Raw genomic sequence first — 25,961 nt, 5'->3', positions numbered from 1 at the left:
CGGCTTCCGCAATTCCTACAGTAATTCGCGCTCCGCCCTATCGGGCTATGCGCTCATTCCTCTTTTTTGCGTTTACCGGGATTGCTTCGCGCTGCGCGCTCTCTCAATCCCTGCACGGCATTCACACTCCGCCCTCCCGGGCTCCGTGTTTCATGTCGCGCGCGGGTGACAAATGTCTGCTGATGCATGCGAGCAAGCTCGCGCATCGCAGCCGCTTGTCACCCTGTAAACGCAAAAGTCCCTAGCATGTTATACATACTAGGGACGAATTATATCCGCGTTACCACCCTGATTCCAGACACTCTATGTATCTTGTCCATGTCTGACTCTCATTAGACGTTTGTCGCACGTCACACGCCACACCCTACACAGACCAACATCTGTCATCTGATAAAACAGATATCTTCAATCCTTCAGCCGTGGTGGCTCTGATGTGAAATTAAATACGCACTCTTACCTGACCGGGCTTTCAGCCGCTGACCTAGTCTCTCTGATGGCGACATACGTATCTTTTGCATCGTCACTGCCTGTAGAGATAATATACCTACATGTGGGTGTTAGTCAACATCTTTTTTGTCATACTGTCATGATCAACAACAATTCAATTTTCAGAAATATTATATAACTTGATTGTGAAAATAAACCTTACGAGTACCATACTCCTATTTAATCATCTTCCCGTTTCTTTTTCTTTATTTGTAAAGCAATTGATGCCAAAAGTAATATCCAGCCTATCAATAAGATTATATAAAACATCACCTTATCAAAATCTCCTTTTAAGATAAAATCGATTGCAAACAAACATGCACTAAGTACTAACAGAAGTATAGCTTTTTTTTCTCTCATATATTTTCTCCTTTTTATATCAAAATTGCTTTATATCTTTCACTCTTTATTTTCTTTGTATCTGCAAGTCTTCCTTTACTATTATACGTAAGTAAATAAATATCAAATCCATCTTTACTGCTATTTGTTACATATTTAAATCTATATCCCCAGTTTTCAATACCAGGAGACCTAATATCAGTACTTCCATAGTTACTTATTATATCTGAAAGAAGCGTAGACAATGTATACCCTGTTGCTAGACTTGCTGTGACTGCCCCCTTAGTTACCAAAATATCAATTGCCACCCCACCAGAATAGGAGGCTTTTATTTTATAATATGCACTGTAATATCTTACATTTATAGAAATTGTTTTCTTTACCCGCTTACTACTTGTATTTTTATATGAGCCACTATGCGTCTCAATCGCAGTATTCTTTAACTTGAATACACTCTACTTTTATTTCATTTATCTACTTCTACATCAACTTCTTCGTCCATATTTAAATGTCGATTTTTTCGCATCCGCCTCTTCTCCGCACGCTTTTTCTTCCTCTCAAGTCGTCTCTTCTTACGCCCAGCCTTGTGCGCACGCCTTCTTATTCCCCGGATTCCATTATCCATGAATTTGTTGATCTCTGCGCCTATCAGCATGACGTACATACACATGTAAAGCCACAGCGCAAGCAATATCACACTTGCAAGGCTTCCATACATATATGTGTTGATTCCCACTATATTGATATAGCTTGATACGCCAAATGACAAAAGCATCCAGAGTATGGTCGTAAATGCAGCTCCCGGCACAGCGGTCTTGATCCTCACCCGCTCAACCGGCAATGCCCAGTATGCCACGATCATAACCCCAAACAAAACCGTAGGGGCAAATGCTATCTTGACGATCGACAGGATATTCGCAACGGTATCCACCAGTTGGAATCTCTCCACCGAATCCAGCCGCACCAGCATTTTTGACACAACTACATCGCCGAGGATATATATGACCATAACCGCCACCAGCATCACACAGAATATCAATGTATACAGAGTGTGTATCGCTCTTCTGAGGAAATAATTGACGCTGTCCTCCTTGCCCGCCATGAAAGTAAGTCCGCGGCCTATAGCCATCGTTCCCTTTGATGCCGACCACACGGTGAGCAATATGGATGCTGTGGTGGCAAGCAGTGAGCTTTTGCTGTTGAAAATCTCTGCAAACATAAATTCAAAATTGGAGTTTATCTCCTCAGGAAACAGATCTCTGATTATCTCAAGTATCTGTGTCTCAGTGAATGGCAGATATTTGACAAATGTAAGCAGCGTCATCGCCAGTGGAAACAGTGACAGCAGCAGGAAAAAAGCAGACTGTGCCGCAAATGCCGCCACCTGATCCTTATTCATCTCTGCCATAAACAATCTGACTTTATGGTATATGAGCACTATGCGCTTCTTCAATTTCATAATTAGTGATTATCTCCGTTACTTCTCAACTGAACTGAGAACTGCTCCATTGTAATAATGGCTGATTATCTGTGCTGCAGTATATCCCAGCTTTGCCAGTTCATTTGCACCATTCTGACTCATTCCGACTCCATGTCCGTATCCGCCGCCCTTAAGTGTGTAGAGTCCTGTGTCATTATCCTTCTTTACATAGTAGAAATTACTTGGAACGCCTGTCCAGCCCGTGAGCTCTGATCCATCCTGCTCTGTTATAGCCTTGCCATCCGTGGCGAACAGAACTCGGATATTGCTCTGGCCGCTGACTACCACGCTTCCCTTGTCGCCTGTTATCGTAACTTCCTTCACAAGTCCACTGTCATCTCTTCCCGTCACCATTATTGACTTGATCTTGCCAACCGATGTCGCAGACACATCCGAGCATCTTGAAAGGCCGGTCTCAACCGCATTTCTCATCTCATCTTCTGTGTATGTAACCGTCCACCTGTACATAGGAAGATTTCTCTCAACCACATCTGTGTCCGTCTTGCCATCCATGAAATCCCTGAATGCCGCTTCATCGCTGAAATATGGGATGTCCAGCGCCGTATTCTGAATACGTGTACAGGTATATGGCATGCTTCCGCCCCACACCTGGTCACTCGTGGTAGTCGTTCCGCACGATGTTGAGAAATATACAGCATTTATGATCTCTCCATTATATGTAGGTACAATTCCGGATGTGGACTGGACTGCATCTATGGAATTTCCCGTCTCAGGGAAGTTATTGTAGACCTGGCACGATGTTGTGTCATCAAGGTCTGCATTGTATCCCCTGTAGTTACTTCCAAGCTTTCTATATGCAAATCCTCTGGCGCAGATTGCCATAGCCTTGAGCGCCTCCGGGCTGTAGCTCGATGAAACCTCACTTGACACTACCCCATACAGATACTGTTCTATATCTACCTGATTGATGATCATGTATCCCGACGAATCCTTTGTTATCTCAAGGGCTCCGTGATACCTCGGGGTGCCGCTTGATTTGCTGAGACTCGATACTGTTATCATTCCATCCGAACTCTCAGGCTCAACTATGATGGATGAGGCCTTGTTGTCGCTGCCAAGTGATACAAATTCATCCGCCTTGTAGGTTTTCTTCTTGCCATCGCTCGTCACGTTAAATCCTGTACTGCAGGTAAATTCCACATAGCTCTGATAATAATCTCCGCCATTTGTCAGGATGACCCTGACACTGTTCTCCATACCGGATATAACGACTGACGATCCGCCATAGCCGCTGCCCCCGCTGGTTCTGTCGGTACCGGACGATCTGCTGCCTTTATCCTCTTTCTTCTTTGAAGCCACAGTTCCTGCTCCCTGAATTGTGTAGTCATACTCCGCGATCTCTGTACTGTCCGTGTCGGCTTCAACATATTGCTTCAGATCTCCCACCGGATCATCCGGAGCTTCTATAACTATGGTCTCCACTGAATTGCCATCGTTGTTATCATCAGTCTCTTCGCCTACTCTGTTTTTACCTGTTATCATCATATATCCGACAAAACATACCAGAATTATGGTTATGAAACTCACTATCTTAAAATTCTTATTGTATTTGATCTTCTGATACCATTTCTTCCGCTGATCTATTCGCATTCCCCTGTCTCCATTTCTCCGCAAATATATCCACATACAGAGAAAAAGCAGCATATATATGCTGCTTCTTCATCTTGTGTAATAAACTGAAATGCGCCCTTGCTTTTGAGTCCTAGCAGCGCTAGGTGGGCAACCGCAATTGTATATCTGCCTTCCACTAGAACTTATATAACGAGGCTTGACTTCAATAACAATGATATAGGAATCCCGTTTATTCAAATGTAGGTTCAAAATCACAAGAGACTTAATACATCTCAGCTATGAGCACATTATACCTTACCTTTACATCTCTTGCAAGAATTTTTCACGTGAACTTTAACCACTACAATTGACATTATATGCCTTCTTGAAATACCAATCTTACCTGTGTTAGAATGTAGATACTTATGGGAATTTATAATTATTTCCAAACATGAAAGGCAGGTGTTCACCAAATGGATAAAACCAGCTTACAAATGTTATTCGGCGTATTGCTCGGAGTATTTCTGCTTGCACTCATAGTCATCACTGTGGTGTATGTCAGAAGAAAGCTTGCCGATAAGCGCGAGGAGGCACTGAAAGATCTCGATCTCATGCAGGAAGAGGCTATCAGGGAGGAACAGAGCCAGAGCAAGGGGTACTGGATAAACCGTGATGACATCGAGGACGAGAATCAGGCTCATCTGCTCCGTTACTACCACTATTTCGATAATATCGATGAATGTATCCACGATCTCATAGTTGAGATGTATGACTGTGGATTTGTCAGGACAGAAGAGATATTTGTCGCAGCATACGGTGAGGAAGCACTCACACCTGATTCATTCATTTACATGACAGATGCTGACTGCGATCTGGAAAAGGCAAAGGCTGCACTTCCGCCTGTCAGTGAGAAGAACCAGAAAATCATCTATGACCTCTGGTGCTCATATGTCGAAAAGCTTCTGGACACTGTTGAGATACACACAACCGATGCCAACAAAGATATAATCAAGGACGCACTTATGGTTTATGGCCGCAAAAAGATAACCATACTCCTGCGCAGTCCAGAATAAAATAAAACCTTTCAAAGGAGATTTACAAAATGAAAGATAACTGTATAGTAGCTCAGTCAGGAGGTCCTACCGTAGCGATAAATGCTTCGCTGGCAGGTGTCATAGACGGAGTTAAGAAAAGCAACAAATTCACCAGAGTTTACGGTGCAATTCACGGGATCCAGGGAGTGCTGGACAATAATTTCATAGATCTGTCCCTCATGGCCCTCTCAAAATTTCCTCTGGTAAATACTCTGGAGCTCTCCCCTGCAATGTACCTTGGCTCATGCAGATACAAGCTTCCTGATTTTGAGGTTGACTCAAAACCTTATGAGATAATATTTGACAGATTTGAGGAATATCAGGTTGCCGCATTCTTCTATATCGGCGGCAACGACTCTATGGATACAGTGGATAAACTCAGCAAATATGCAAAGAAGATCGGATCGGATGTGAAGATCGTCGGCATCCCTAAGACCATTGACAATGACCTGTGCCATACCGACCACACTCCGGGATTTGGCTCTGCAGCCAAGTATGTTGCATCCACCATGCTGGAGATTGCCCACGACACTTACATCTACCAGATACCAAGTGTTGTCATCGTGGAGATCATGGGCCGTGATGCAGGCTGGCTCACCGCTGCATCCTGTCTGGCGAGAAATGACTACAGTCCTGCTCCTCATCTCATATATCTTCCTGAGGTAGACTTCGATGAGGATCAGTTTATAGAGGACATCAAAAATGTATTAAAGACTTCAAGATGTGTCATCGTGGCCGTATCTGAGGGTATACATGATAAGGATGGCAACTACATCAGCGCAACTTCTGCTGTGGCAGACAAGTTCGGACATGCCCAGCTCAGCGGAACCGGCAAGGCTCTCGAGAGTCTTGTTAAGGACAGAATGGATATAAAGGTTCGTTCCATCGAGCTCAATGTCCTCCAGAGATGTGCAGCGCATATTTCCTCAAGGACAGATATCAACGAGTCATTTGCACTTGGCCAGGCTGCTGTAAAATACGCCGCCGAGGGAATGACTGCTGTTATGTCCACGATCAAGCGAGTTTCTAACGATCCATACCAGTGGATCATTGAACCTGAGAATGTATCTCTCATCGCCAACCAGGCTAAGACAATTCCGCTTGAGTGGATCACACCTGAGAAGAATGACGTCACACCTGAGATGGAAGCATATCTCAGACCTCTTATAATCGGCGAGGTTTCCCTTCAGTACAAGGATGGACTTCCTATGTACCTGCCGGTAAACCACCTGCTTTAAAGAATAAAATATCCCTAACACCTCAATATCTGTGGTGTTAGGGATATTTTTTTTATTTTATATATCCTACTGCAAATTAGTGTATCCAAGCAGCAGCTCTTCTACTGCCATGGCTGCCTCGCGGCCTTCGCGGATGGCCCATACGACCAGTGACTGGCCTCTGTGCATGTCTCCGGCTACGAATACCTTTGGAACATTTGTTGTATATGAGTTTGGACATGGAGTCTTGACATTTGTTCTCTCGTTGAGTTCCACGCCAAAGCTCTCTGCCACATATGTCTGACATCCGAGGAATCCGGCTGCGATGAGTACCACATCACAGTCAACGATATACTCGCTTCCCTCTATCTCTGTCATAGTCATTCTTCCTGTCTCAGGATTCTTCTTCCAATCGAGCTTCACGCACTTGGCTGCCTTGACATTTCCGTCCTTGTCCTTAATGAATTCCTTGACTGTAGTCTCATATATTCTAGGATCATGTCCGTATACTGCTATTGCCTCCTGCTGACCGTAGTCTGTCTTGCAGATCTTCGGCCATTCTGGCCATGGATTGTCTGGTGTTCTTGTATCAGGTGCCTTTGGCATCATCTCAAGCTGTGTAACGCTGACAGCGCCCTCACGGACTGCTGTTCCCACACAGTCATTTCCTGTATCACCACCACCGATGACGAGAACATTCTTGCCTTTACAGTTCACGAACTGCTTGTCAGCAAAGCCCGAATTTACAAGGCTCATTGTCGTAGTCTTGAGGAAATCAACAGCGAAATAGATTCCCTTTGCATCCCTTCCAGGTGCTTTTATATCTCTTGGATTGGCTGCACCACAGGCAAGCACAACTGCGTCGTATTCCTTGAGCAGATCCTCAGCCTTCACATACTTGAGGTTCTTGTTCTTAAGATAACCTGTCATCTGATCATCCTTCGGACACACAGCCTTCGCAGATGCCTTTCCGGTTGCAACCTCTGTGTTCAGTACGAACTTTATTCCTCTCTTCTTCATGACATCTATTCTTCTGTCTATGATCTGCTTCTCAAGCTTCATGTTTGGGATACCATACATGAGAAGTCCGCCCGGTCTGTCACTTCTCTCATACACAGTCACGTCGTGGCCTCTGCCGATCAGCTGGTCTGCCACGGCCAGTCCCGAAGGACCTGAACCTATGACTGCCACATTCTTGCCTGAGTGAACCTTTGGCTGTTTATCATTTACAAGGTCATTTGCAAATGCATACTCTATGATGGCTCTCTCGTTCTCACGGACCGACACTGGATCACCGTTTAAGTTACAGGTACATGCCTTCTCACAGAGAGCCGGGCACACACGGCTTGTAAACTCAGGGAAACAGTTGGTCTTGCTGAGTCTTGCAAATGCCTGCTCAAGATTGTCGTTATAGAGCATATCATTCCACTCTGGGATCAGGTTGTTCAGCGGACAGCCCGATGTCATTCCGCATATGTTCATACCTGCCTGGCAGAATGGAACGCCACAGTCCATACATCTTGCAGCCTGCTTTCTCTGCTCATCACGGCTAAGCGGAGTGTGGAATTCATTGAAATTCTTGATTCTGTCCTTAGGAGCAAGCTCTGCGCTTGTCTTTCTCTCATATTCTAAAAATCCAGTTGGTTTTCCCATTCCTACTTACCTCCGTTCTTAACCTTGTAGAATGCTTCGATAGCTGCCTTCTCGCGGCTCAGGCCCTTCTCCTCAAATGCAACTATCATATTCATCATCTTCTTGTAATCCTTTGGTATGATCTTCTTGAACTTTGGAAGATATCCCTCAAAGTCCTCAAGAATCCTCTTGCCTATCTCTGAATTTGTATAATTTACATGATCCATGATGAGCTGCTTCAGCTCGCTCACCTCGTACTTGTCTGTCACAGCCTCTATGGATATCATCTCTTTGTTAAGTCTCTTGTACAGATCGTTGCCCATATCAAGTACATATGCGATACCACCGCTCATTCCGGCTGCAAAGTTCTTGCCTGTTGTTCCAAGAACTACTACTTTACCACCTGTCATGTACTCACATCCGTGATCGCCAACACCCTCAACGACCGCCGTGGCACCAGAGTTACGAACTGCAAATCTCTCGCCGGCAACACCGTTGATGAATGCCTTACCACTTGTGGCACCGTACAGTGCAACGTTTCCTATGATGATGTTATCCTCATGCTTGTACTTAACTGAACGAGGCGGATAAACTATCAGCTTACCACCTGACAGACCCTTGCCGAAGTAATCGTTGCTGTCGCCCACCAGTTCAAGTGTAAGTCCCTTTGGAATAAATGCTCCAAAGCTCTGTCCGCCGGCGCCGTTGCATTTGACGATGTATGTGTCCTCATCAAGTGACTCGCCGTACTTCTTTGTGATCTCTGAACCGAATATCGTTCCAACAGATCTGTCTGTGTTGACCACATCAAGCTCAACGCTCTTCTTCTGTCCCTTCTCAAGTGCAGGTCCAAGCTTCTTCATGAGAATTCTCATATCTACTGTCTTCTCAAGCTGGAAGTCATAGACATTCTTCTCGTGATACTTTACCTTGTTCTGTGGCATATCCATATATGGATTATTGATTATCTTATCAAGGATTACATTTCTCTCATCTGCTCTGTCGCTGCTCATCAGGAGATCTGAGCGTCCAACCAGCTCATCAACTGTTCTGACGCCGAGCTTGCTCATGTACTCTCGAAGCTCCTCTGCTATGAACAGCATGAAGTTCTTCACGTACTCAGGCTTACCTCTGAATCTCTTTCTGAGTTCTGGGTTCTGAGTTGCTATTCCGACAGGACATGTGTCAAGGTTACATACCCTCATCATGACGCAACCCATTGTTACAAGCGGTGCTGTTGCAAATCCAAATTCCTCAGCTCCGAGCATTGCAGCTATCGCAACGTCACGGCCTGTCATCAGCTTACCGTCTGCCTCAAGGATGACCTTATTTCTGAGATCATTCATGATAAGTGTCTGATGTGTCTCTGCAAGTCCAAGCTCCCAAGGGAGTCCTGCGTAATGGATGGAGTTGTTAGGTGCTGCACCTGTTCCTCCGTCGTAACCTGAGATCAGGATGACCTGTGCTCCGGCCTTTGCAACACCGGCAGCTACTGTACCAACGCCAGCCTCAGACACAAGCTTTACTGATATTCTCGCATCACGGTTTGCATTCTTGCAGTCGTAGATGAGCTGTGCAAGATCCTCTATCGAATAGATATCGTGATGTGGTGGTGGAGAGATAAGGCTTACCCCCGGTGTTGAAAGTCTTGTCTTTGCGATCCATGGATATACCTTTCCGCCAGGAAGATGTCCACCCTCACCAGGCTTTGCTCCCTGTGCCATCTTGATCTGTATCTCCTTGGCACTCACAAGATATCTCGATGTGACACCAAATCTTCCAGATGCAACCTGCTTGATGGCTGAGCATCTGTTCTTGCCATCCTTGCCGATCGTAAGTCTCTCTATCGACTCACCGCCCTCTCCTGAATTGGACTTGCCGCCCAACTCATTCATGGCGATTGCCATACACTCATGTGCCTCCTGTGATATACTTCCGTAACTCATGGCACCAGTCTTGAATCTCTTCACAATCTCGCTTGCAGGCTCGACCTCATCGAGTGGAACCGGCTTGTCAGCGAACTTGAAGTCCATGAGACCTCTCAGGTGGAATGGCTTCTGCTCATCGTGGAGCGCTGCTGTGTACTGCTTGAACAGCTTGTAATCGCCGCGCCTTGTAGACTCCTGAAGAAGATGTATAGTAACAGGATTGTACAGGTGCTCCTCCTTGCCGCTTCTGAACTTGTGTGCTCCTATGCTTGTGAGGGCAAGGTTTGTGTTAAGTCCAAGCGGATCAAATGCTGATGAGTGAAGATCATCAACTGTCTTCTCAAGCTCCTTTATACCAGAACCGCCAACACGGCTTACTGTATTTGTAAAGTATCTGTCCACAACGTCCTTTGAAAGACCGATACACTCAAATATCTGTGATCCCATGTATGACTGGATCGTTGATACACCCATCTTGGATGCGATCTTTACTATTCCGTGGCATATTGCACTGTTGTAATCATCGACAGCCGCATTGAAATCCTTGTTCAGCAGATGCGAATCTACCATCTGCTTGATCGTCTCTATTGCCAGATATGGATTGACTGCACATGCACCATATCCGAGAAGTGTTGCAAAGTGGTGAACATTTCTTGGATCAGCACTCTCAAGGATGATCGCAACCGCTGTTCTCTTCTTGGTTCTTACCAGGTGCTTCTGCATAGCTGATACTGCAAGGAGTGATGGTATTGCAACATGGTTCTCATCCACACCTCTGTCTGAGAGGATGAGGATATTTACGCCGTCCCTGTAGAGCTTGTCGGCCTCGATAAACAGTCTGTCGAGAGCCTTCTCCATGGATGTGTTCTTATAATAAAGAATCGGAAGTGTCGCAACCTTAAGTCCCGGTACATTCATATTCTTGATCTTCAAAAGATCCGTATTTGTCAGTATTGGATGGTTGATCTTCAGCACATGACAGTTCTCCGGCTTCTCCTCGAGGATGTTTCCGTCCTTTCCGAGATATACCGATGTGGATGTGACAACTTCCTCTCTGATCGCATCGATAGGTGGGTTTGTAACCTGTGCAAATAACTGCTTGAAGAAGTTAAACAGTGGCTTGTGGCTGTTCGAGAGAACTGCAAGTGGTGTATCAGTACCCATGGCACTGATTGCCTCTGCACCTTTCTCTGCCATAGGATATATGGTATTCTTGAAATCCTCGTAGGTATATCCAAATGCCTTCTGAAGTCTTGCCCTCTCCTCGTCTGTATACTCCTGAACTCTGATATTCGGGATCTTCAGATCAGCGAGATGTACAAGATTGCTGTCTACCCACTCTCCGTAAGGCTTTGCAAGCGCGTATTTCTCCTTGATCTCCTCATCTGAGATAAGACGTCCGTTCACTGTATCTACCAGAAGCATCTTACCAGGTCTGAGTCGGTCTTTCTTCACGATCTTGGATGGATCAACGTCCAGGACTCCGACCTCAGACGAAAGTACAAGGTAATCATCATCTGTTATATAGTATCTCGATGGTCTAAGTCCATTTCTGTCAAGGACTGCTCCCATGAGCTCACCGTCTGTAAATAATATAGAAGCAGGACCATCCCAAGGCTCCATCATGGTTGCATAATACTGGTAGAAATCCTTCTTCTCCTGACTCATGGCTCTGTCGTTCTCCCATGGCTCAGGGATCGTGATCATGACTGCCATAGGAAGTGGTATTCCATTCAGTACAAGGAACTCAAGACAGTTGTCAAGTCTTGCTGAATCCGATCCATCCGGATCAAGAACAGGCATAACCTTGTACATCTCATCCTGCATGATGGTCGACTCCATAGTCTCCTCACGGGCGATCATCTTGTCCTCATTTCCTCTTATTGTATTGATCTCACCATTGTGGCACAGATATCTGTATGGATGAGCTCTGAGCCATGATGGTGTTGTATTCGTTGAAAATCTTGAATGAACAAGTCCTATAGCTGACTCATAGTCTGGATCCTGAAGGTCGTTGTAGAACTTCCTGAGTTCACCGACGAGGAACATTCCTTTATATACTATAGTCTTGCTGGAAAGTGATGGAACATACGTGTCATCATTGCTCTCCTCAAATATTCGTCTGACGAAGTAGAGCTTTCTGTCGAAGTCCATACCGGCCTTCACTGTCTCAGGTCTTCTGATGAATGCCTGCATGATGCATGGCATGACATCTATTGCCTTCTTGCCAAGGATTCCAGGTGTTGTAGGAACCTCTCTCCAGCAAATGAACTCCAGTCCTTCCTTCTCCACTATGACCTCAAACATTTTCATAGCCTGCTTGCGCGCCAGCTCCTTCTGTGGAAAGAAGAACATTCCTATTCCATAATCGCCTTCCTTTCCAAGGTCATATCCAAGCTCTGCTAAAGCCTTGGTGAAGAACTTATGTGATATCTGAAGGAGTATGCCTACACCGTCTCCGGTCTTGCCCTCTGCGTCCTTTCCTGCTCTGTGCTCAAGATTCTCAACAATCTTGAGTGCATTGTTCACTGTGTCATGTGTCTTTATACCCTTGATATTGACAACGGCACCGATACCACAGTTATCGTGCTCAAAGCTTGGGTCGTATAATCCGGTATTCTCTGCTCTCTTATTCTCAATCATGTCCTGTTCCGTCCTTTCCATGTTTTTGTTATTCTCAACGATATTTTGCTTTTAGCTTTTGTTTCTCAAGTAAATATTGCTATTTCTGTATTTTTCTCAAGTCATTTATCGTTTTTGATATATTACTACCATTTACACTGTTTGTAAACAACTTTTTTCAATAAATTATCTGACAGTTTTCGATTTGAAAACAATGCTCTGTAATGTATATACAATTCTTTATGTTGTAGCCTTCCTTTAAGCATCGGATGTCTCATATCTCAATGTCTCCGATGCATAAAAAAAGGAAGCCCCATATCTGAAGCTTCCTTGCTTAATTATTATGTTTAGTTTTTTATTCCTCGACGATCATTCCCTTTGGAGGAGTTGTTATCGTCCTAAGATCTCCATCCTCGTCGCTTCCATCTGATATTCCATCACCCGGAGCCTCCGTCGTCACCTTGACCTTCTGTGCCTTAACACCTGATATGCTCTCTATATTGCTGCTTATCTGCTTTACTGTGCCTGATATGACGTATTTGTCAGCACCATACAGATATTCATGTAATGCCTCCACATTGGATGCCATATCAGCAGCCACAAGACAGTTACCCTTGTCCGAGAGTTCCTTTGCCTCATATGCAAATGGGAATCCTGCGGTATCTACAACCTTATATCCAGCCACATCCTTGACAAGAGCATGTATATCATCCTTGTTAAGACTTGTTGATATACATTTAAATGAAACATCAACAAATGAATCAAGTGAACCTGTGTCTGCACTGAGCAACTTGTCTATAACCTTCATGAGGACTATTCTCTGTCTCTCGGTTCTTGTTATATCTCCCTGGCCAGTGGATCGTATTCTTGAATATGCAACTGCCTGCTGTCCATCAAGAGTATACTCTCCTGCCTCAGTTATTCCTGATGAATATTTGCCTGACAGGCTTATCTGCTCTGCAAGGTTCTTATTGAAGTTGTTCACCTCTTCATCAATGACCTTGACATCAACGCCTCCAACAGCATCGATTATACTTGCCATTGCACTGAAATCAACTGCCACATAATCTGTGATATTCAGGTCGAGATTGGTATTCAGTGTGTTGATGGCTGTAACCGCACCGCCGAGCTGGTATGCGTAATTCACTTTCTGTGTGGTATCCATGGAACCGCTTGCTATCTCCATCAGAGTATCTCTGTATACAGATACAAGCTTGATCTCCTTGGTGCTCTCATTGATGCTCACTATCATTATACTGTCACTGTTAGTTCCCTCATTCATATTCGAATCTCTGGAATCCACTCCGTAGAGTGCAATGGCACGATATCCCTTGGTCGCATCCTTGACACCGTCATTGACAAGTATCTGATCTGCACTTATCTCATTGATATCCATCTCATTGTACTTCATTCTGGCATAATTCTTGACATATATTATACATATGAGTATAAACAGTGCAAGTAGGACAAAGAACGCTATCGCCCACACCCTTGTACTAATGTTAAGCTTCTTTCTCTCCGGATTGACAACCTTTGGATCAGCCTCATCGAGAAGGTTCTCCCTGAAGAACTTTTCGCTGTCTGACTCCTCGTCCTCCTCAGGCTCTTCCTCATCATCCTCAAGCTCCACTTCATCGAAGCCCAATGCTTTGCCTATGTCTTCAAGTCCCAGATCAGCCGTATCTGATTCCGAATAACTGAGCTTATCCTCGTCAATATCCTTCTCTATACGCTCAAGCTCATCCATGTCCAGCATGTCATCTGTTCTTCGGGATGATACTGTCGAAGCCTCTTCCACAGGCTCTGCCTCTGCAGCTTCCTCGACCTCATCGTCAAGGACAGGCTCCGTATTCTTCTCCAGAATATCTGCCGGCTCAGTCTTCTGTTCATGCTCTTCTACTGGCTGTGTGGCAGTTTCTACAACTTCCGCATCATTCTCCTGCGGCTCAGTGATCTTGTTATCTTCCTCAACAGGCTCTTCCTTTTTCTCAGCTTCTTTCATCTGCTGGCGGCGCTCAAGCTCCTGCTGAACCTTAAGCTTTCTTGCCTCTTCGCGGGCATTCTGCTCTCTCTCGAGCTCCAGCCTCTCAACCTCAGCCTTTGCCTTTGCAACATTTCTCTGGGTGCGTTCCCACGCCTCACGTCTAAGCTCCTCATGTCTTGTCTGCACATCTGTCTCAATATTGTCAACTTCTCTGAGCAGATTGTCCACAGATGAGCTTCCTGTGCTCTGTATACTCCTGCGTGGTCTCTGTGCAGATTTTGAAGGTCTCTGCACGGTACTCTGATTGCTCTGTGTCCTCGGTACAGGGCCCTGTGTCCTCTTCACCGGACCTCTGTCCACAGCTCTGTCTGCTACAGGCTGTCCGGTCTGTCTCTGCTTTGCCCGGGCCTCACTCTTCACTCTTCTTGCCCTGCTGTCCTCGTGATAATACTCGTCATAATCCTCTTCCGGCTTCACAGGTCTGGAAATATTCTTCTGAGGCTTCTTCTCCGGCTTCTTCTCCGGCTTCTTCTCCGGCTTCTTTTCCGGTCTCTTATCAGCCTTTCTCTCCGGCTCATGATCACGCCTTTTTTCTTTCTTCTTTTTATCCCCGAACAACAATGATCCTATCAATCCACCATCATCAAGATAATCATCATCGTCATCCAGCCAATCCATGTCCTCATCGTACCTGGATCTCATTCCATTTTTCTTCTTATTATCCATTGGAACTCCTTTTTCAAATATCTAAAAATGTCGTTACCTCGCTCTATAATACATTATATTTTTTCCTTTTACAACATATATTATATCTTAATTAGTATAAACACCTTCATATTAACACTATTTTATTTGACACATGATGTATAAAAAAGTATACTCGTATTAATAATGTCTAAATATCAATGCTTATTTTTTAAGGAGCAGGAAATGGATAATAACAATATTACTTTGTCGGTGGTTATGCCCGCCTACAATGAAGAACAGCACATCAAAGATAATCTTCTTGAGACTAGCCGAATACTCAGCCGTTTTCTTCATCGTTATGAAATAATCGCTGTGAATGACGGCAGCAAGGACTCCACAGGCAAACTTATTGCCGAGGCAGCCGAAATGGATTCTCATATTGTAGATACAGGATATGATGTCAATCAGGGAAAGGGACATGCTATCACAACCGGAATTGCCAAAGCTTCCGGCAAATATATAGCATTCCTTGATTCAGACCTTGAACTGAGTCCATCTCTTCTCAAGCCATTTATGAAGCAGATGAGGGACACCGGTTCTGACATAGTCATAGGATCAAAGCTTCACCCTGAATCCAAGCTTGATTATCCTCCTATTAGAAAAGTCATGAGCTACAGCTATTATATTATACTCAAAATGCTGTTTCATCTTGGTATCCATGACACCCAGACCGGTATAAAGCTTTTCAAAGCAGAAGTCATAAAGCCGATTGCCGAGAACCTTTCCATATCGGGCTATGCCTTTGATATTGAAATCCTTGTGGCTGCACACAGACAGGGATATTCGATATCCGAAGCTCCTATCGTCCTGAATTACAGCAGGGATGATGCAGCAGATGGAAGAAGGATCAAGATCAAGGACATTTGGAAGGTATTCACAGACACTATTGAGATCAAGAAGAAATATCATTAATTTAGGAATTATACACGGATAGAGAAAATAAATACAAACTACACATTTATTAAGGAGATTTTTATGAATTACGAAAACGCTTACAAGCTTCTCGAAGAAAAAGGACAGCTACACTTATTAAAGTATTATGATACTCTCAGCGAGGCTGAACAGGCAGCACTCCTGAACCAGATCAGTGAAATTGATTTCTCACTTATCGATATGATCGGACACAATTCATCAGGAAGTGATTCTGATATTGCTCCCGTTGCAGCTCTCCAGATGGACAGCATTGCAGAAAAGTATGATATATACAAGAACGCAGGCCTTGAAGCCATCAAAGCTGGCAATCTGGCACTGGTCCTCCTGGCAGGTGGTCAGGGCACCCGTCTTGGATTCTCCGGTCCTAAGGGAACCTTCAACGTCGGTGTCACCAAGGATATGTTTATATTCCAGCTTCTCATCGAGCACACCCTCGATATTGTGAAGATGGCAGATACCTGGATCCATTTCTTCATCATGACCAATGAGAAGAACCACGATGACACAACATCATTCTTCAAAGAGCATGACTACTTCGGTTACAATCCTGAATATGTTCATTTCTTTAAACAGGAAATGGTTCCTTCAGTGGACTTCAACGGCAAGATATATCTCGAGGAGAAGGGAAAGGTTGCCATGTCTCCTAACGGCAACGGTGGATGGTTCTCATCCCTCTGCAAGGCAGGCCACCTCGACAAGCTCACGAAATACGGAATCAAGTATATAAATGTATTCTCAGTTGACAATGTACTTCAGAGAATCGCAGACCCAGTATTCCTCGGAGCAGTTCTCACAGAGGGCTTCCTCTCCGGCGGAAAGGTTGTCAAAAAAGCATACCCGGACGAGAAGGTTGGCGTCCTGTGTACTAACCACGGAAAGCCATATATCGTCGAGTATTATGAACTCACAGATGCCATGCGTGATGAGCGCGATGCCAACGGCGATTACGCTTACAACTATGGAGTTACATTAAACTATATTTTCCCGGTTGACAGACTGATGAAGATCATGAATGAAAGTATGCCTCTCCACATCGTCAAGAAGGCTATCCCTTATGTCGGTGAGGATGGAGAGATCGTCAAGCCATCAGAGCCAAACGGCTACAAATTTGAGACACTGGCTCTCGATATGATCGCTTATATGGGAACATGTCTTCCATTTGAGGTCGACAGAGAGAAGGAATTTGCTCCTATAAAGAATGCTACAGGAAATGATTCTATAGACTCAGCCAGAGAGCTCCTCAAAAAGAACGGCTACACACTTTAATCCATGAATATATAACAAAATAACAGGCCGATGGTATATGCCATCGACCTGTTATTTTTATTCTGCCTCATTTTTCTGCTGTTTTTCTTTTTCTCTTCGGAATATCTCATCTATCGCTTCCCTGACAAGCTCTGACATAGATACCTGTCGCACCGCCGCACATTCACTGAGCTTCCGATGAGTATCTGTATCTATCCTAAGTCTCAGGATCGTATCTTTTCTCTTTTCCGTCGGCCTTCCCGGGCCTCTCTTCTTATTGTCATCCGTCATTTCTTTTCTCCGCCATATAATTTATTCCTATCAGAACAGATATTTTACAACACCATTTACCGCATAACACATGAAGTAAAAGCAGCTTCTTGTAACTCCATATCCAACTTTTCTGTATACGGCAAATGTCTTTTTTGCAGACGACAGTTTTGAACCAGACTTACTGTTTCTCATCTGTCTGTATAATAGCAACGGCTCATTTATCGCAACCGAGCTTCCGTATTCCTTCAGTATCTGCAGCCAGCAAATATAATCCTCATGGATATCGTCGTTGCCCATCGGATATCTGAGTGCAACCTGTCTGTCCATCACAACCGATGAACAATTGATCACATTTCCTCTGAGCAGCATCTTATAGGTGACCTTTTCAGGAACTCCGATCACTTTTCCCGTTCTGGATCCGTCTTCGTTCACAAGCTCCCTGGCCGTAGAACACAGAACCGCACCTGTCTGCTCCATAAGCTTCAACTGTTTAGCCAGTTTATCAGGCTGCCACTGATCATCCGAATCTATAAATGCAACGTATCTGCAAGTTGCAGCCGCGACCCCGCGGTTACGCGAAGCTGCAACTCCCATATTTTTTTCATTTCTGATGATATTCACACGGTCATCTTCCGCGTATCCATCAAGTGCTCCTGTCAGATCATCCGTCGAACAGTCATCAACTATTATGACCTCCACAGGAATCCCCTGCTTCATAACTGAATCCACCGCAGAATAAATGGTTCTGCTGCTGTTATACGCCGGAATTATCACCGATACTTTTTCTCCAGTCATCACACACACCTACATCGATATATATCGCTTATTATTTATCTGTTTTCTGCACATTCTTTCCGAGGTCATAGAATGCATCCTCAGACTCATCAAGCCCTTCCGGCTTCATATTTACAGGTGAAGGTATCTGTACCTTCTCGCCATCCCTGAGTGCCGTGGTCATATTTGATGCGATTCCCTCTGATGTCTCCTTCTGGAACATGATCTTTACCGTCAGGAGCATCAGCTTGAGATCAAGCCATATTGAATACTGCTCATAATAGGTAAGATCCAGCTTAACCTTATCTCTAGGGGTTGTGTTGTATTTGCCGTAAACCTGTGCATATCCCGTAAGTCCGGCCTTCATCTTGAGTCTGTAGTCAAACTCAGGGAATGTCTTTTTATAAAGCTCGGCGATCTCCGGTCTCTCAGGTCTCGGTCCGACAAGTGACATATCACCCTTGAGTACGTTGAAAAGCTGTGGCAGTTCATCAAGATGCAGCTTTCTGAGCACCTTACCAACAGGAGTGATCCTGTCGTCATCCTTCTTGGCAAGCTGTGCACCACCGGCCTCTGAATCCATCTTCATACTTCTGAACTTTATGATCTTGAACACCTTACCATTAAGCGTCAGTCTGTCCTGCTTGTAGAAAACCGGTCCTCTGTCATAAAGCCATATAGAAAGTGCTGATATGAGCATAAATGGCGATGCTATGACAAGCAATATAAATCCACACACAAGATCCATGATCCTTTTGATGATCATGTCATCTCCTGTAAGCCCCTGGTTTCTTGACAACAGGATAGGTGTATCAAACAAATGTATCGGTTCTGCGCCGAGTATGATTATATCGGAAAGTTTTGGCACAACATATGATCTTATGGAATGTTCGAAACAATACTTCACAAGCTCATTTCTGATATAGGCCTTTGTCTCACAGATGATTACTCCATCGTACTGGAGTATCTTCTCCTTAATTGCCTGCTCGCCCTCACTTACATGTATCCTGTCTTCTATTACATACTTATCCTTACGGGCATTGATCTTGTCTATAAACTCCATCGGAGTCTTATATCCATATACCAACAGCAGATGCCTTGGCGGATACATTTTCGCATAAAGAAATCTGCAGGCAAATATCCAAATCAGGATGACTATTGCCTCAAGTACGGTAACCTCGAGCAAAGGTCCAGGATTTACGTAGTCACGACAGATTATACAAAGCTGTAAATAACCAACCACATTTGCACACACAAGTGCCAACAGCTGTGAATATACTATATCAAGCAGTCTGAAGAATCCGACTCTGTAACCACCATATAGCTTGGTAAAAAGTATGATGATGATTCCATACATTCCGATAACCGCCCAGTTTCCTCTTCTCCAGAACGGAAGCGTAAGCGTTACCTCATAATCCCGGTACCACATGAGTCCAAACAGCACCAGCTCCACAGCAATGAGTACACAGGCCTCACCCACTGTTATGAGACGTTTGTACCTATCCCTCTTTCTAACTCTTCTGTTTTCTTCCATATTAAAGCATCTCCCTAAGCATCTTGTTGACAGATCCAGGATCTGCTTTACCCTTCATAGCTTTCATAACCTGTCCGACAAGTGCTCCGAGAGCCTTCTCCTTGCCGCCTCTGTAATCATCAACAGCCTTTGGATTGTTATCTATGGCTGCCTGGCATGCCTCCTTAAGTGCATCGTCATCCTGAACAGTTGCAAGTCCGTTATCCTTGACATACTTCTCAGGATCAATATTGTCTGCAAATATCTTTTCAAATACTTCCTTTGCAACACCGCCATTGATAACCCTGTCATCAACAAGCTTGATGAGCTTCGCAAGATTCTCCGCTGAAAACTTCAGGTCTTCCGCATCAACACTGTTCTCCTTCATCAGTCTCATGGTCTCTCCCATGATCCAGTTGGAAACCTTCTTTGCAGGTGCTCCCAGTGCGATGGCATCCTCAAACAGATCTGCCAGCTTCTTGGAGGCCGTGATGATGTCTATATCATAGTCAGGAATCGCATATTCCTCTTTGTATCTTATCTTCTTCTCGTCTCTGAACTCAGGCTGTGCATCCCTTACCTGCTGGAGCCACTCATCGCTGATGTGGATAGGTACAAGGTCAGGATCAGGGAAATATCTGTAATCCTGTGCATCCTCCTTGGATCTCATAGGATATGAATACTCCTTAGTATCATCCCATCTTCTTGTCTCCTGGACAACATTTTCACCAGACTCGATGAGATCGATCTGTCTCTCTCTCTCATTCTCTATGGCTCTGGCAATGGCTTTGAATGAGTTCAGGTTCTTGGTCTCTGTACGTGTGCCAAACTCCTCTGAGCCAACCTCTCTGATCGAAAGATTGACATCAGCACGCATGGATCCCTCATTCAGCTTACAGTCTGAAGCTCCGAGATACTGTATCGTCTCCCTGAGCTTTTCAAGATATGCTATTACATCCTCCGCAGATCTCATGTCAGGCTCAGATACTATCTCTATAAGAGGCACACCTGAACGGTTGAAATCCACAAGTGAGCTGTCTGTATATGGATCATGGACAAGCTTACCTGCATCCTCCTCCATATGTATCTCATGGATCCTCACATATTTCTTAACTCCGTCAACCTCTATCTCAACCTTACCGTCCCTGCATATTGGATAGTAGAGCTGTGATATCTGGTAATTCTGTGGGTTGTCCGGATAGAAATAGTTCTTTCGGTCAAACTTGCAATTCTGTGTGATAGTGCAGTTTGTTGCAAGACCAACCGCAATCGCTTTATTCACAACCTCTTTGTTAAGTACCGGAAGTGAGCCCGGCATTCCTGTACATACAGGACACGTATGTGTATTCGGAGCTCCTCCAAATGCTGTGCTGCAGCCGCAGAATATCTTCGTCTTAGTCGCAAGCTCTACATGAACCTCAAGTCCGATGACTGTCTCATATGTCTTTGCCATCTCTTACAGCCCCCTTTCTGAAACCTGTGCAGGTCTCTTGTACTCTCTAGTCTGCTCAAATGCATACGCTGCCCTGATAATGGTCTTTTCGTCAAATGCGTCTCCAACCATCTGCACACCTATAGGCATTCCATTCTTGTCAGTTCCACATGGAAGTGATATTCCCGGAAGTCCTGCAAGATTTACAGGGACAGTGTACACATCGCCCAGATACATCTTGATAGGATCTGAGAGTGACTCTCCCATCTTAAGTGCTGTTGTTGGAGCAACAGGTCCGAGGATGATATCATACTTCTCAAACGCCTTGTCATACGCCTGTTTGATGAGAGCCTTTGCCTTGAGAGCCTTTACGTAATACGCATCATAGTAACCTGAGCTCAGTACAAATGAACCGAGCATGATTCTTCTCTTTACCTCAGGGCCAAATCCCTCCGAACGGCTCTTCTTGTACATGTTGTGGAGATCTGTATACTCTGATGTTCTGTATCCATACTTTACTCCGTCAAATCTCTCAAGATTAGAGCTTGCCTCTGCTGATGCTATAATATAGTACGCAGGGATAGCATACTCAACCATACCGAGATCAAACTCCTCAACTATTGCACCCTTTGCCTTGAGCGCCTCAGCAACACCATATATAGCTTCCTTTATCTCAGGCTCAAGTCCCTCTGTGAAATAATCTCTCGGAAGTCCGATCTTAAGCCCCTTCACATCATCCACAAGTGCACTTGTGAAATCATTGTCATCTCTGTTCACTGATGTTGAGTCCTTCTTGTCATACTGTGATATGATCTCAAGGATAGTTGCACAGTCCTCAACATTCTTCGCAAGTGGTCCGATCTGGTCAAGTGATGAACCGTATGCTATAAGTCCGTATCTTGACACTCTTCCATATGTTGGCTTGATTCCGGTAACACCGCAGAATGAAGCCGGCTGTCTGATAGATCCACCAGTATCTGAGCCGAGGGCGCATGGTACCTCCTCACCGGCAACTGCTGCCGCTGATCCACCTGATGAACCGCCTGGGACTCTATCTGTATCCCATGGATTTCTTGTCTCGCCGAAATATGATGTCTCCGTTGTGCTTCCCATGGCAAACTCATCCATATTGGTATGCCCTACTATGACCGCTCCTGCTTCCTTGAGCTTTACAACGGCCTCAGCAGTATATGTCGGAACAAAATTTGACAGAATCTTGGATGAACAGCTTGTCTGCACACCCTCCTGGCACATATTGTCCTTTATTGCTATCGGCACTCCTGCAAGAGGACCGCTAAGCTCTCCTGCATCTATCTTCTTCTGCACTTCCTCAGCCTGGGCAAGTGCTCCTTCACGATCAACCGTGACAAAACTATTGTAATCTTTCTCGCACGCCTCGATGCTGTCAAGACAGGCCTGTGTCGCTTCAACTACGCTCACCTGTCCATCTTTAATAGCTTTTCCCAGCTCTACAGCCGTCATACCCATTAAATTCACTTCAGCCTACCTCCTAGTCAAATGTCTTTGGCACCTTGTAGCATCCGTCTTTCTGCTCAGGCGCATTCTTCAGCATGTTCTCTCTGTCGTCTCCATTTACGACAACGTCCTCACGGAACACATTGTTGTATGGGAATGTATGGCTCATAGCCTCCACACCATCTGTATTAAGTTCATTCAGTTTGCTGACATAATCAAGCATGTCTGACATATCCTTCTTTGCCTGCTCCTTCTCCTCAGGGGAGAGCTCAAGCTTAGCAAGTATTCCAACATAATCAATTGTCTCATCAGTTATCGTCATGTTCTTGTTCTCCTATCTTATATGAGCAAAAATAAAGAATGTGCCTTCTTATTATTCTGTGTCAAATAATGTAAACACATTCTCCCGCCATGGTATTTTGTACCACAAAATTCCTCTAAAATATATCACATCCCAGGATATTATGCAAGACTATGGGCATTTTTACCTGTATTACGCAAAACACCGCCATGTAAAACGCTGCATACATGGCGGTGCTGTAACTCTATTTAAATTATCTCATCATCACTTCTGTTGAAGCGTCTGCTAAGCCTGACTATCTCCTGAACACGACCAAGCTGTAGCCCAGCTCTATGTCCTATTTCAATTGTCGTTGGCTCTTCATCCGGGAAATTATTTCCCGGTACTCTGTGAAACTCTCCGCCATTTGAGAATACTTCACTCACCACACAACCATCCCAGTTGTGTCCGAGATTTACCGCCGCCTCCGGTGCTATCACTGTTCCTGCATCCGACACACAGCCACACATCCGTTCCACATTTTCAAAGTAGAATTTCTCATATACTCCATACGAATTTCTGAGTCCCGAGTTGGAATTTGCACTGAGTGTCTTTGTGATAAAGTTACTGTGAAGATGTGTCTGTGCACACAGTGTGTCAAAACATATCACACCAAAATCCCCCATTAGCTCCGTTGCAGAGCTGCTTTGCAGCATATAACTGCTATGAGCTGCATATTCGTTATAATAAAAAAATCCCCGAACAGATTCGACATAATTTTCACTATGTCTTATCCATCCGGGGATGAGCCAGGCAGGTCAGAATGGTCTCTCAATATCTGAATATCCTTACCAGACTTTGACTGCTTTGTCACTTTTGCCCGTCTCCGCATTCTCAAGTCTCTACTCTATGATACTCACTATCTCCTCAGAGTCAGCCTTGACTTTATATGTCTCGCCTATGTCAAGTTTGTCATATATAGACTTTTCAACTTTATATGTCTTTTCCTTATTCTTCACTTCACATGTGACTTCATATTCAACTGATTTTTCCCCTAGCCTCTCCTTGTCTGTGAGCTGGGGATCTGGGTATTCCGGTGTCTTTCCACCGCCCTCCGCAGTCTCCGTCCTGTTGTACTTCCACCTCCATATTGTATAATAATACTTCGTCTTGTATATAGGCTTATCTCTATACACCGGAACAGACCTCGTTCTCGTCACATATCCATAATCGTCCACATCATTTGCAACTTCAGAGAAGGTTCCATCTCCATTGTCCTCATAGCTGTACTCCACATGGGAACCTATCACCTCATATGAATCATAGGTCTCCTCACGCTCACCAACATATTCCTGTTCAGTATGGTGCACCTCTTGTTTCGTGGTCTTTAGCGTGGCACCCTCGGGGAGTTCCCAGTCGTCTTCATCACACAGGAGATATTTCTCCACATCAACACTGGTCTTCCATGTCATATCCTTGACTGTGACTGTTCTCTTCTTTGGCATGGTTATGATTGCTGTAAGTCCGATTATAGCCGCTATCACAAGCATGCCGATCAGCACTATCTTCCACGCTCTAAATGAATGTCCACCTTTTCGATTGCCCTGGCCTCCGTTTTGTACGCCGGCAGCCATTCCTGTACCGGATGCATTTCTGGCATTCCTTGCGTCCTGCTCTTTCCTGACGTCAAAATACGCCTTATCCTTCGCACCTCGTTCAGCACCGCAGCTGCTTCACCGCGTGTTAAGGGCAGAATTGTAATTGCCGCAGTGATCGCATAACCAGTCGGCGCCTTTCCCCTTTGTCCTGCTCTCCTCCTCAGACAGATACCTCACTCCATCCATATAGAACTTAACTTCCTGTCCCCTCGGCTTTCCGCAGGACGGACACTCACGTTTCGTTCCTTCTATATGTTTCGTACTACAATAAGGGCAGTCCCAATACCCCATCACAAGTTTTCCCATATACAATATTCTCCCCGTATATACTACAGATAACTTACCTGCACAGCAGCATCGTAATCATGTGGTGTCTTGTTGTCAGTCCTGTGTCCAACGGCAAGAGCTATCTGAAATGAATATCCCTCCGGTATTGCAAGTGCCTTGTCAAAATATGCTTTCTTCTCCCCGTGAAGTGCATCATACACGCAGCCGATTATCAGATTTCCGAGCCCCATGCTCTCTGCCGCTATAGCCATATTCTGAACTGCAATTCCTGAATCCACCTTGCTCCACTTGAAGTCATCCTCAGCGCTTAAGAATATGAGCACCGGAGCCTCATAATAGAAATTGTGTGGCTGCTTATCCTGTCCGCGAAGTGCCCTCTTTTCCTCATCAAGCTCTTCCAGAATTGGAGCACTCCCCTTGACAACTGTAAAATGTATCTCTTTCTTATTCATACCTGTAGGTCCCTGAAGCCCGGCCTCGATGACCTTCTCAATCTGTTCCTTCGTAATCTCTTCATCACTGTATGCTCTCGCTGAGCTTCTCTTTTTTATTACCTCTAATACCTGATTATCCATTGTCTTTTACCTCCTATTCTGTCATTCCTATACTGTTATCTCTATCTGATTATCCTCTATGCAGACCACACAGCTCTCATAATAGCCATCGCCTGTCGTCCTCGGTCCGCTTATCACCTCATAGCCATCCTCCGCAAGCTGTCTGGTAAGCTCATCAACTTTTTCTTTGCTTCCCACACTGAATGCTATATGTATCAATCCGGTTCTGTTAAGTGTCTTTTCAGGATCATCCATTCCCGGCCTGTTCATTATCTCAAGCCTTGCGCCATCATCAAATGTGAGAAAATATGAACGGAAGTCCATCGTTTTATTATGATATCCCTCATTTGCTGATGCTCCCAGATATTTCTCAAAAAAATTCTTCGCAGCTTTAAGATCATTCACATACATCGCAACATGCTCAATTCTCATAA

22 protein-coding genes are annotated in these 25,961 nt (G+C 44.7%); 4 read left to right on the top strand and 18 right to left on the bottom strand.

Features of this window, described 5'->3' with window-relative positions; genetic code table 11:
• Positions 1-666 precede the first annotated feature (666 nt).
• The 4 genes from DW025_RS12935 to DW025_RS12925 all read right to left on the bottom strand — a co-directional run bounded on the left by DW025_RS12935 (position 667) and on the right by DW025_RS12925 (position 3,916).
• On the bottom strand, positions 667-846 hold the full coding sequence (locus DW025_RS12935) for a hypothetical protein (RefSeq protein ID WP_120000216.1): 180 nt from the start codon (positions 844-846) through the stop codon (positions 667-669).
• A 14-nt stretch (positions 847-860) separates the two neighbouring features.
• A complete protein-coding gene (locus DW025_RS14700; protein ID WP_133300861.1) occupies positions 861-1,133 on the bottom strand; it encodes a hypothetical protein in 273 nt (90 codons plus the stop codon).
• Between the two features lie 158 nt (positions 1,134-1,291).
• A complete protein-coding gene (locus tag DW025_RS12930) occupies positions 1,292-2,284 on the bottom strand; it encodes a YihY/virulence factor BrkB family protein (RefSeq protein WP_120000214.1) in 993 nt (330 codons plus the stop codon).
• Positions 2,285-2,302: 18 nt separating this feature from the next.
• Positions 2,303-3,916: a SpoIID/LytB domain-containing protein gene (locus DW025_RS12925; protein ID WP_165854789.1), complete on the bottom strand. Its 1,614-nt coding sequence runs from the start codon at positions 3,914-3,916 to the stop codon at positions 2,303-2,305.
• A 434-nt stretch (positions 3,917-4,350) separates the two neighbouring features.
• Here DW025_RS12925 and DW025_RS12920 point away from each other — a divergent pair, with 434 nt between their 5' ends.
• Positions 4,351-4,950: a hypothetical protein gene (locus DW025_RS12920; RefSeq protein ID WP_243104990.1), complete on the top strand. Its 600-nt coding sequence runs from the start codon at positions 4,351-4,353 to the stop codon at positions 4,948-4,950.
• A 29-nt stretch (positions 4,951-4,979) separates the two neighbouring features.
• Positions 4,980-6,209, top strand: coding sequence for a 6-phosphofructokinase (locus DW025_RS12915; RefSeq protein WP_055223744.1), 1,230 nt, complete (start codon positions 4,980-4,982; stop codon positions 6,207-6,209).
• Between the two features lie 66 nt (positions 6,210-6,275).
• Here DW025_RS12915 and DW025_RS12910 read toward each other — a convergent pair whose 3' ends face one another.
• From DW025_RS12910 to DW025_RS12900, 3 genes are all read right to left on the bottom strand, one after another.
• Positions 6,276-7,841: a glutamate synthase subunit beta gene (locus DW025_RS12910; protein ID WP_120000207.1), complete on the bottom strand. Its 1,566-nt coding sequence runs from the start codon at positions 7,839-7,841 to the stop codon at positions 6,276-6,278.
• A 2-nt stretch (positions 7,842-7,843) separates the two neighbouring features.
• Positions 7,844-12,391: a glutamate synthase large subunit gene (gltB, locus tag DW025_RS12905; protein WP_120000205.1), complete on the bottom strand. Its 4,548-nt coding sequence runs from the start codon at positions 12,389-12,391 to the stop codon at positions 7,844-7,846.
• Positions 12,392-12,725: 334 nt separating this feature from the next.
• Positions 12,726-15,080 carry an LCP family protein gene (locus DW025_RS12900; RefSeq protein WP_120000204.1) on the bottom strand — a complete coding sequence of 785 codons (2,355 nt, stop codon included), beginning with the start codon at positions 15,078-15,080 and terminating at the stop codon, positions 12,726-12,728.
• 204 nt (positions 15,081-15,284) lie between these two features.
• Here DW025_RS12900 and DW025_RS12895 point away from each other — a divergent pair, with 204 nt between their 5' ends.
• Positions 15,285-16,013: a glycosyltransferase gene (locus tag DW025_RS12895; RefSeq protein WP_117548611.1), complete on the top strand. Its 729-nt coding sequence runs from the start codon at positions 15,285-15,287 to the stop codon at positions 16,011-16,013.
• 63 nt (positions 16,014-16,076) lie between these two features.
• On the top strand, positions 16,077-17,300 hold the full coding sequence (locus tag DW025_RS12890; RefSeq protein ID WP_120000202.1) for a UDPGP type 1 family protein: 1,224 nt from the start codon (positions 16,077-16,079) through the stop codon (positions 17,298-17,300).
• Positions 17,301-17,357: 57 nt separating this feature from the next.
• Here DW025_RS12890 and DW025_RS12885 read toward each other — a convergent pair whose 3' ends face one another.
• From DW025_RS12885 to DW025_RS12840, 11 genes are all read right to left on the bottom strand, one after another.
• Positions 17,358-17,570, bottom strand: coding sequence for a toxin-antitoxin system HicB family antitoxin (locus DW025_RS12885; RefSeq protein WP_055273599.1), 213 nt, complete (start codon positions 17,568-17,570; stop codon positions 17,358-17,360).
• A gap of 30 nt (positions 17,571-17,600) precedes the next feature.
• Positions 17,601-18,347 carry a glycosyltransferase family 2 protein gene (locus DW025_RS12880; protein ID WP_120000200.1) on the bottom strand — a complete coding sequence of 249 codons (747 nt, stop codon included), beginning with the start codon at positions 18,345-18,347 and terminating at the stop codon, positions 17,601-17,603.
• A gap of 31 nt (positions 18,348-18,378) precedes the next feature.
• Complete coding sequence (locus DW025_RS12875) at positions 18,379-19,860, bottom strand: sugar transferase (RefSeq protein WP_120000198.1); 1,482 nt, start codon at positions 19,858-19,860, stop codon at positions 18,379-18,381.
• 1 nt (position 19,861) lies between these two features.
• A complete protein-coding gene (gene gatB / locus DW025_RS12870; RefSeq protein WP_120000196.1) occupies positions 19,862-21,292 on the bottom strand; it encodes an Asp-tRNA(Asn)/Glu-tRNA(Gln) amidotransferase subunit GatB in 1,431 nt (476 codons plus the stop codon).
• 3 nt (positions 21,293-21,295) lie between these two features.
• Complete coding sequence (gatA, locus tag DW025_RS12865; RefSeq protein WP_173794534.1) at positions 21,296-22,759, bottom strand: Asp-tRNA(Asn)/Glu-tRNA(Gln) amidotransferase subunit GatA; 1,464 nt, start codon at positions 22,757-22,759, stop codon at positions 21,296-21,298.
• 22 nt (positions 22,760-22,781) lie between these two features.
• Positions 22,782-23,069 (bottom strand): Asp-tRNA(Asn)/Glu-tRNA(Gln) amidotransferase subunit GatC, encoded by a 288-nt coding sequence (gene gatC, locus DW025_RS12860; RefSeq protein ID WP_015533226.1) that lies wholly within the window; start codon positions 23,067-23,069, stop codon positions 22,782-22,784.
• Between the two features lie 227 nt (positions 23,070-23,296).
• Entirely contained in the window at positions 23,297-23,698 is a 402-nt protein-coding gene (locus DW025_RS12855; protein WP_243104989.1) for a hypothetical protein, read from the bottom strand.
• Between the two features lie 231 nt (positions 23,699-23,929).
• Positions 23,930-24,661, bottom strand: a complete 732-nt coding sequence (locus DW025_RS12850) for a hypothetical protein (protein WP_243104988.1) — start codon at positions 24,659-24,661, stop codon at positions 23,930-23,932.
• Positions 24,662-24,760: 99 nt separating this feature from the next.
• Complete coding sequence (locus DW025_RS15220; protein ID WP_243104987.1) at positions 24,761-24,991, bottom strand: DUF2321 domain-containing protein; 231 nt, start codon at positions 24,989-24,991, stop codon at positions 24,761-24,763.
• A gap of 23 nt (positions 24,992-25,014) precedes the next feature.
• Entirely contained in the window at positions 25,015-25,548 is a 534-nt protein-coding gene (locus DW025_RS12845; RefSeq protein ID WP_120000192.1) for a nitroreductase family protein, read from the bottom strand.
• 27 nt (positions 25,549-25,575) lie between these two features.
• Positions 25,576-25,959 (bottom strand): VOC family protein, encoded by a 384-nt coding sequence (locus DW025_RS12840; RefSeq protein WP_120000190.1) that lies wholly within the window; start codon positions 25,957-25,959, stop codon positions 25,576-25,578.
• Positions 25,960-25,961 lie beyond the last annotated feature (2 nt).

Source organism: Coprococcus sp. AF38-1 (assembly GCF_003603945.1).
GTDB classification, from domain to species: Bacteria; Bacillota; Clostridia; order Lachnospirales; family Lachnospiraceae; genus Coprococcus; species Coprococcus aceti.
The sequence above is the reverse complement of the archived record's forward strand: the minus strand, read 5'-3'. Positions and strand labels throughout refer to the sequence as shown.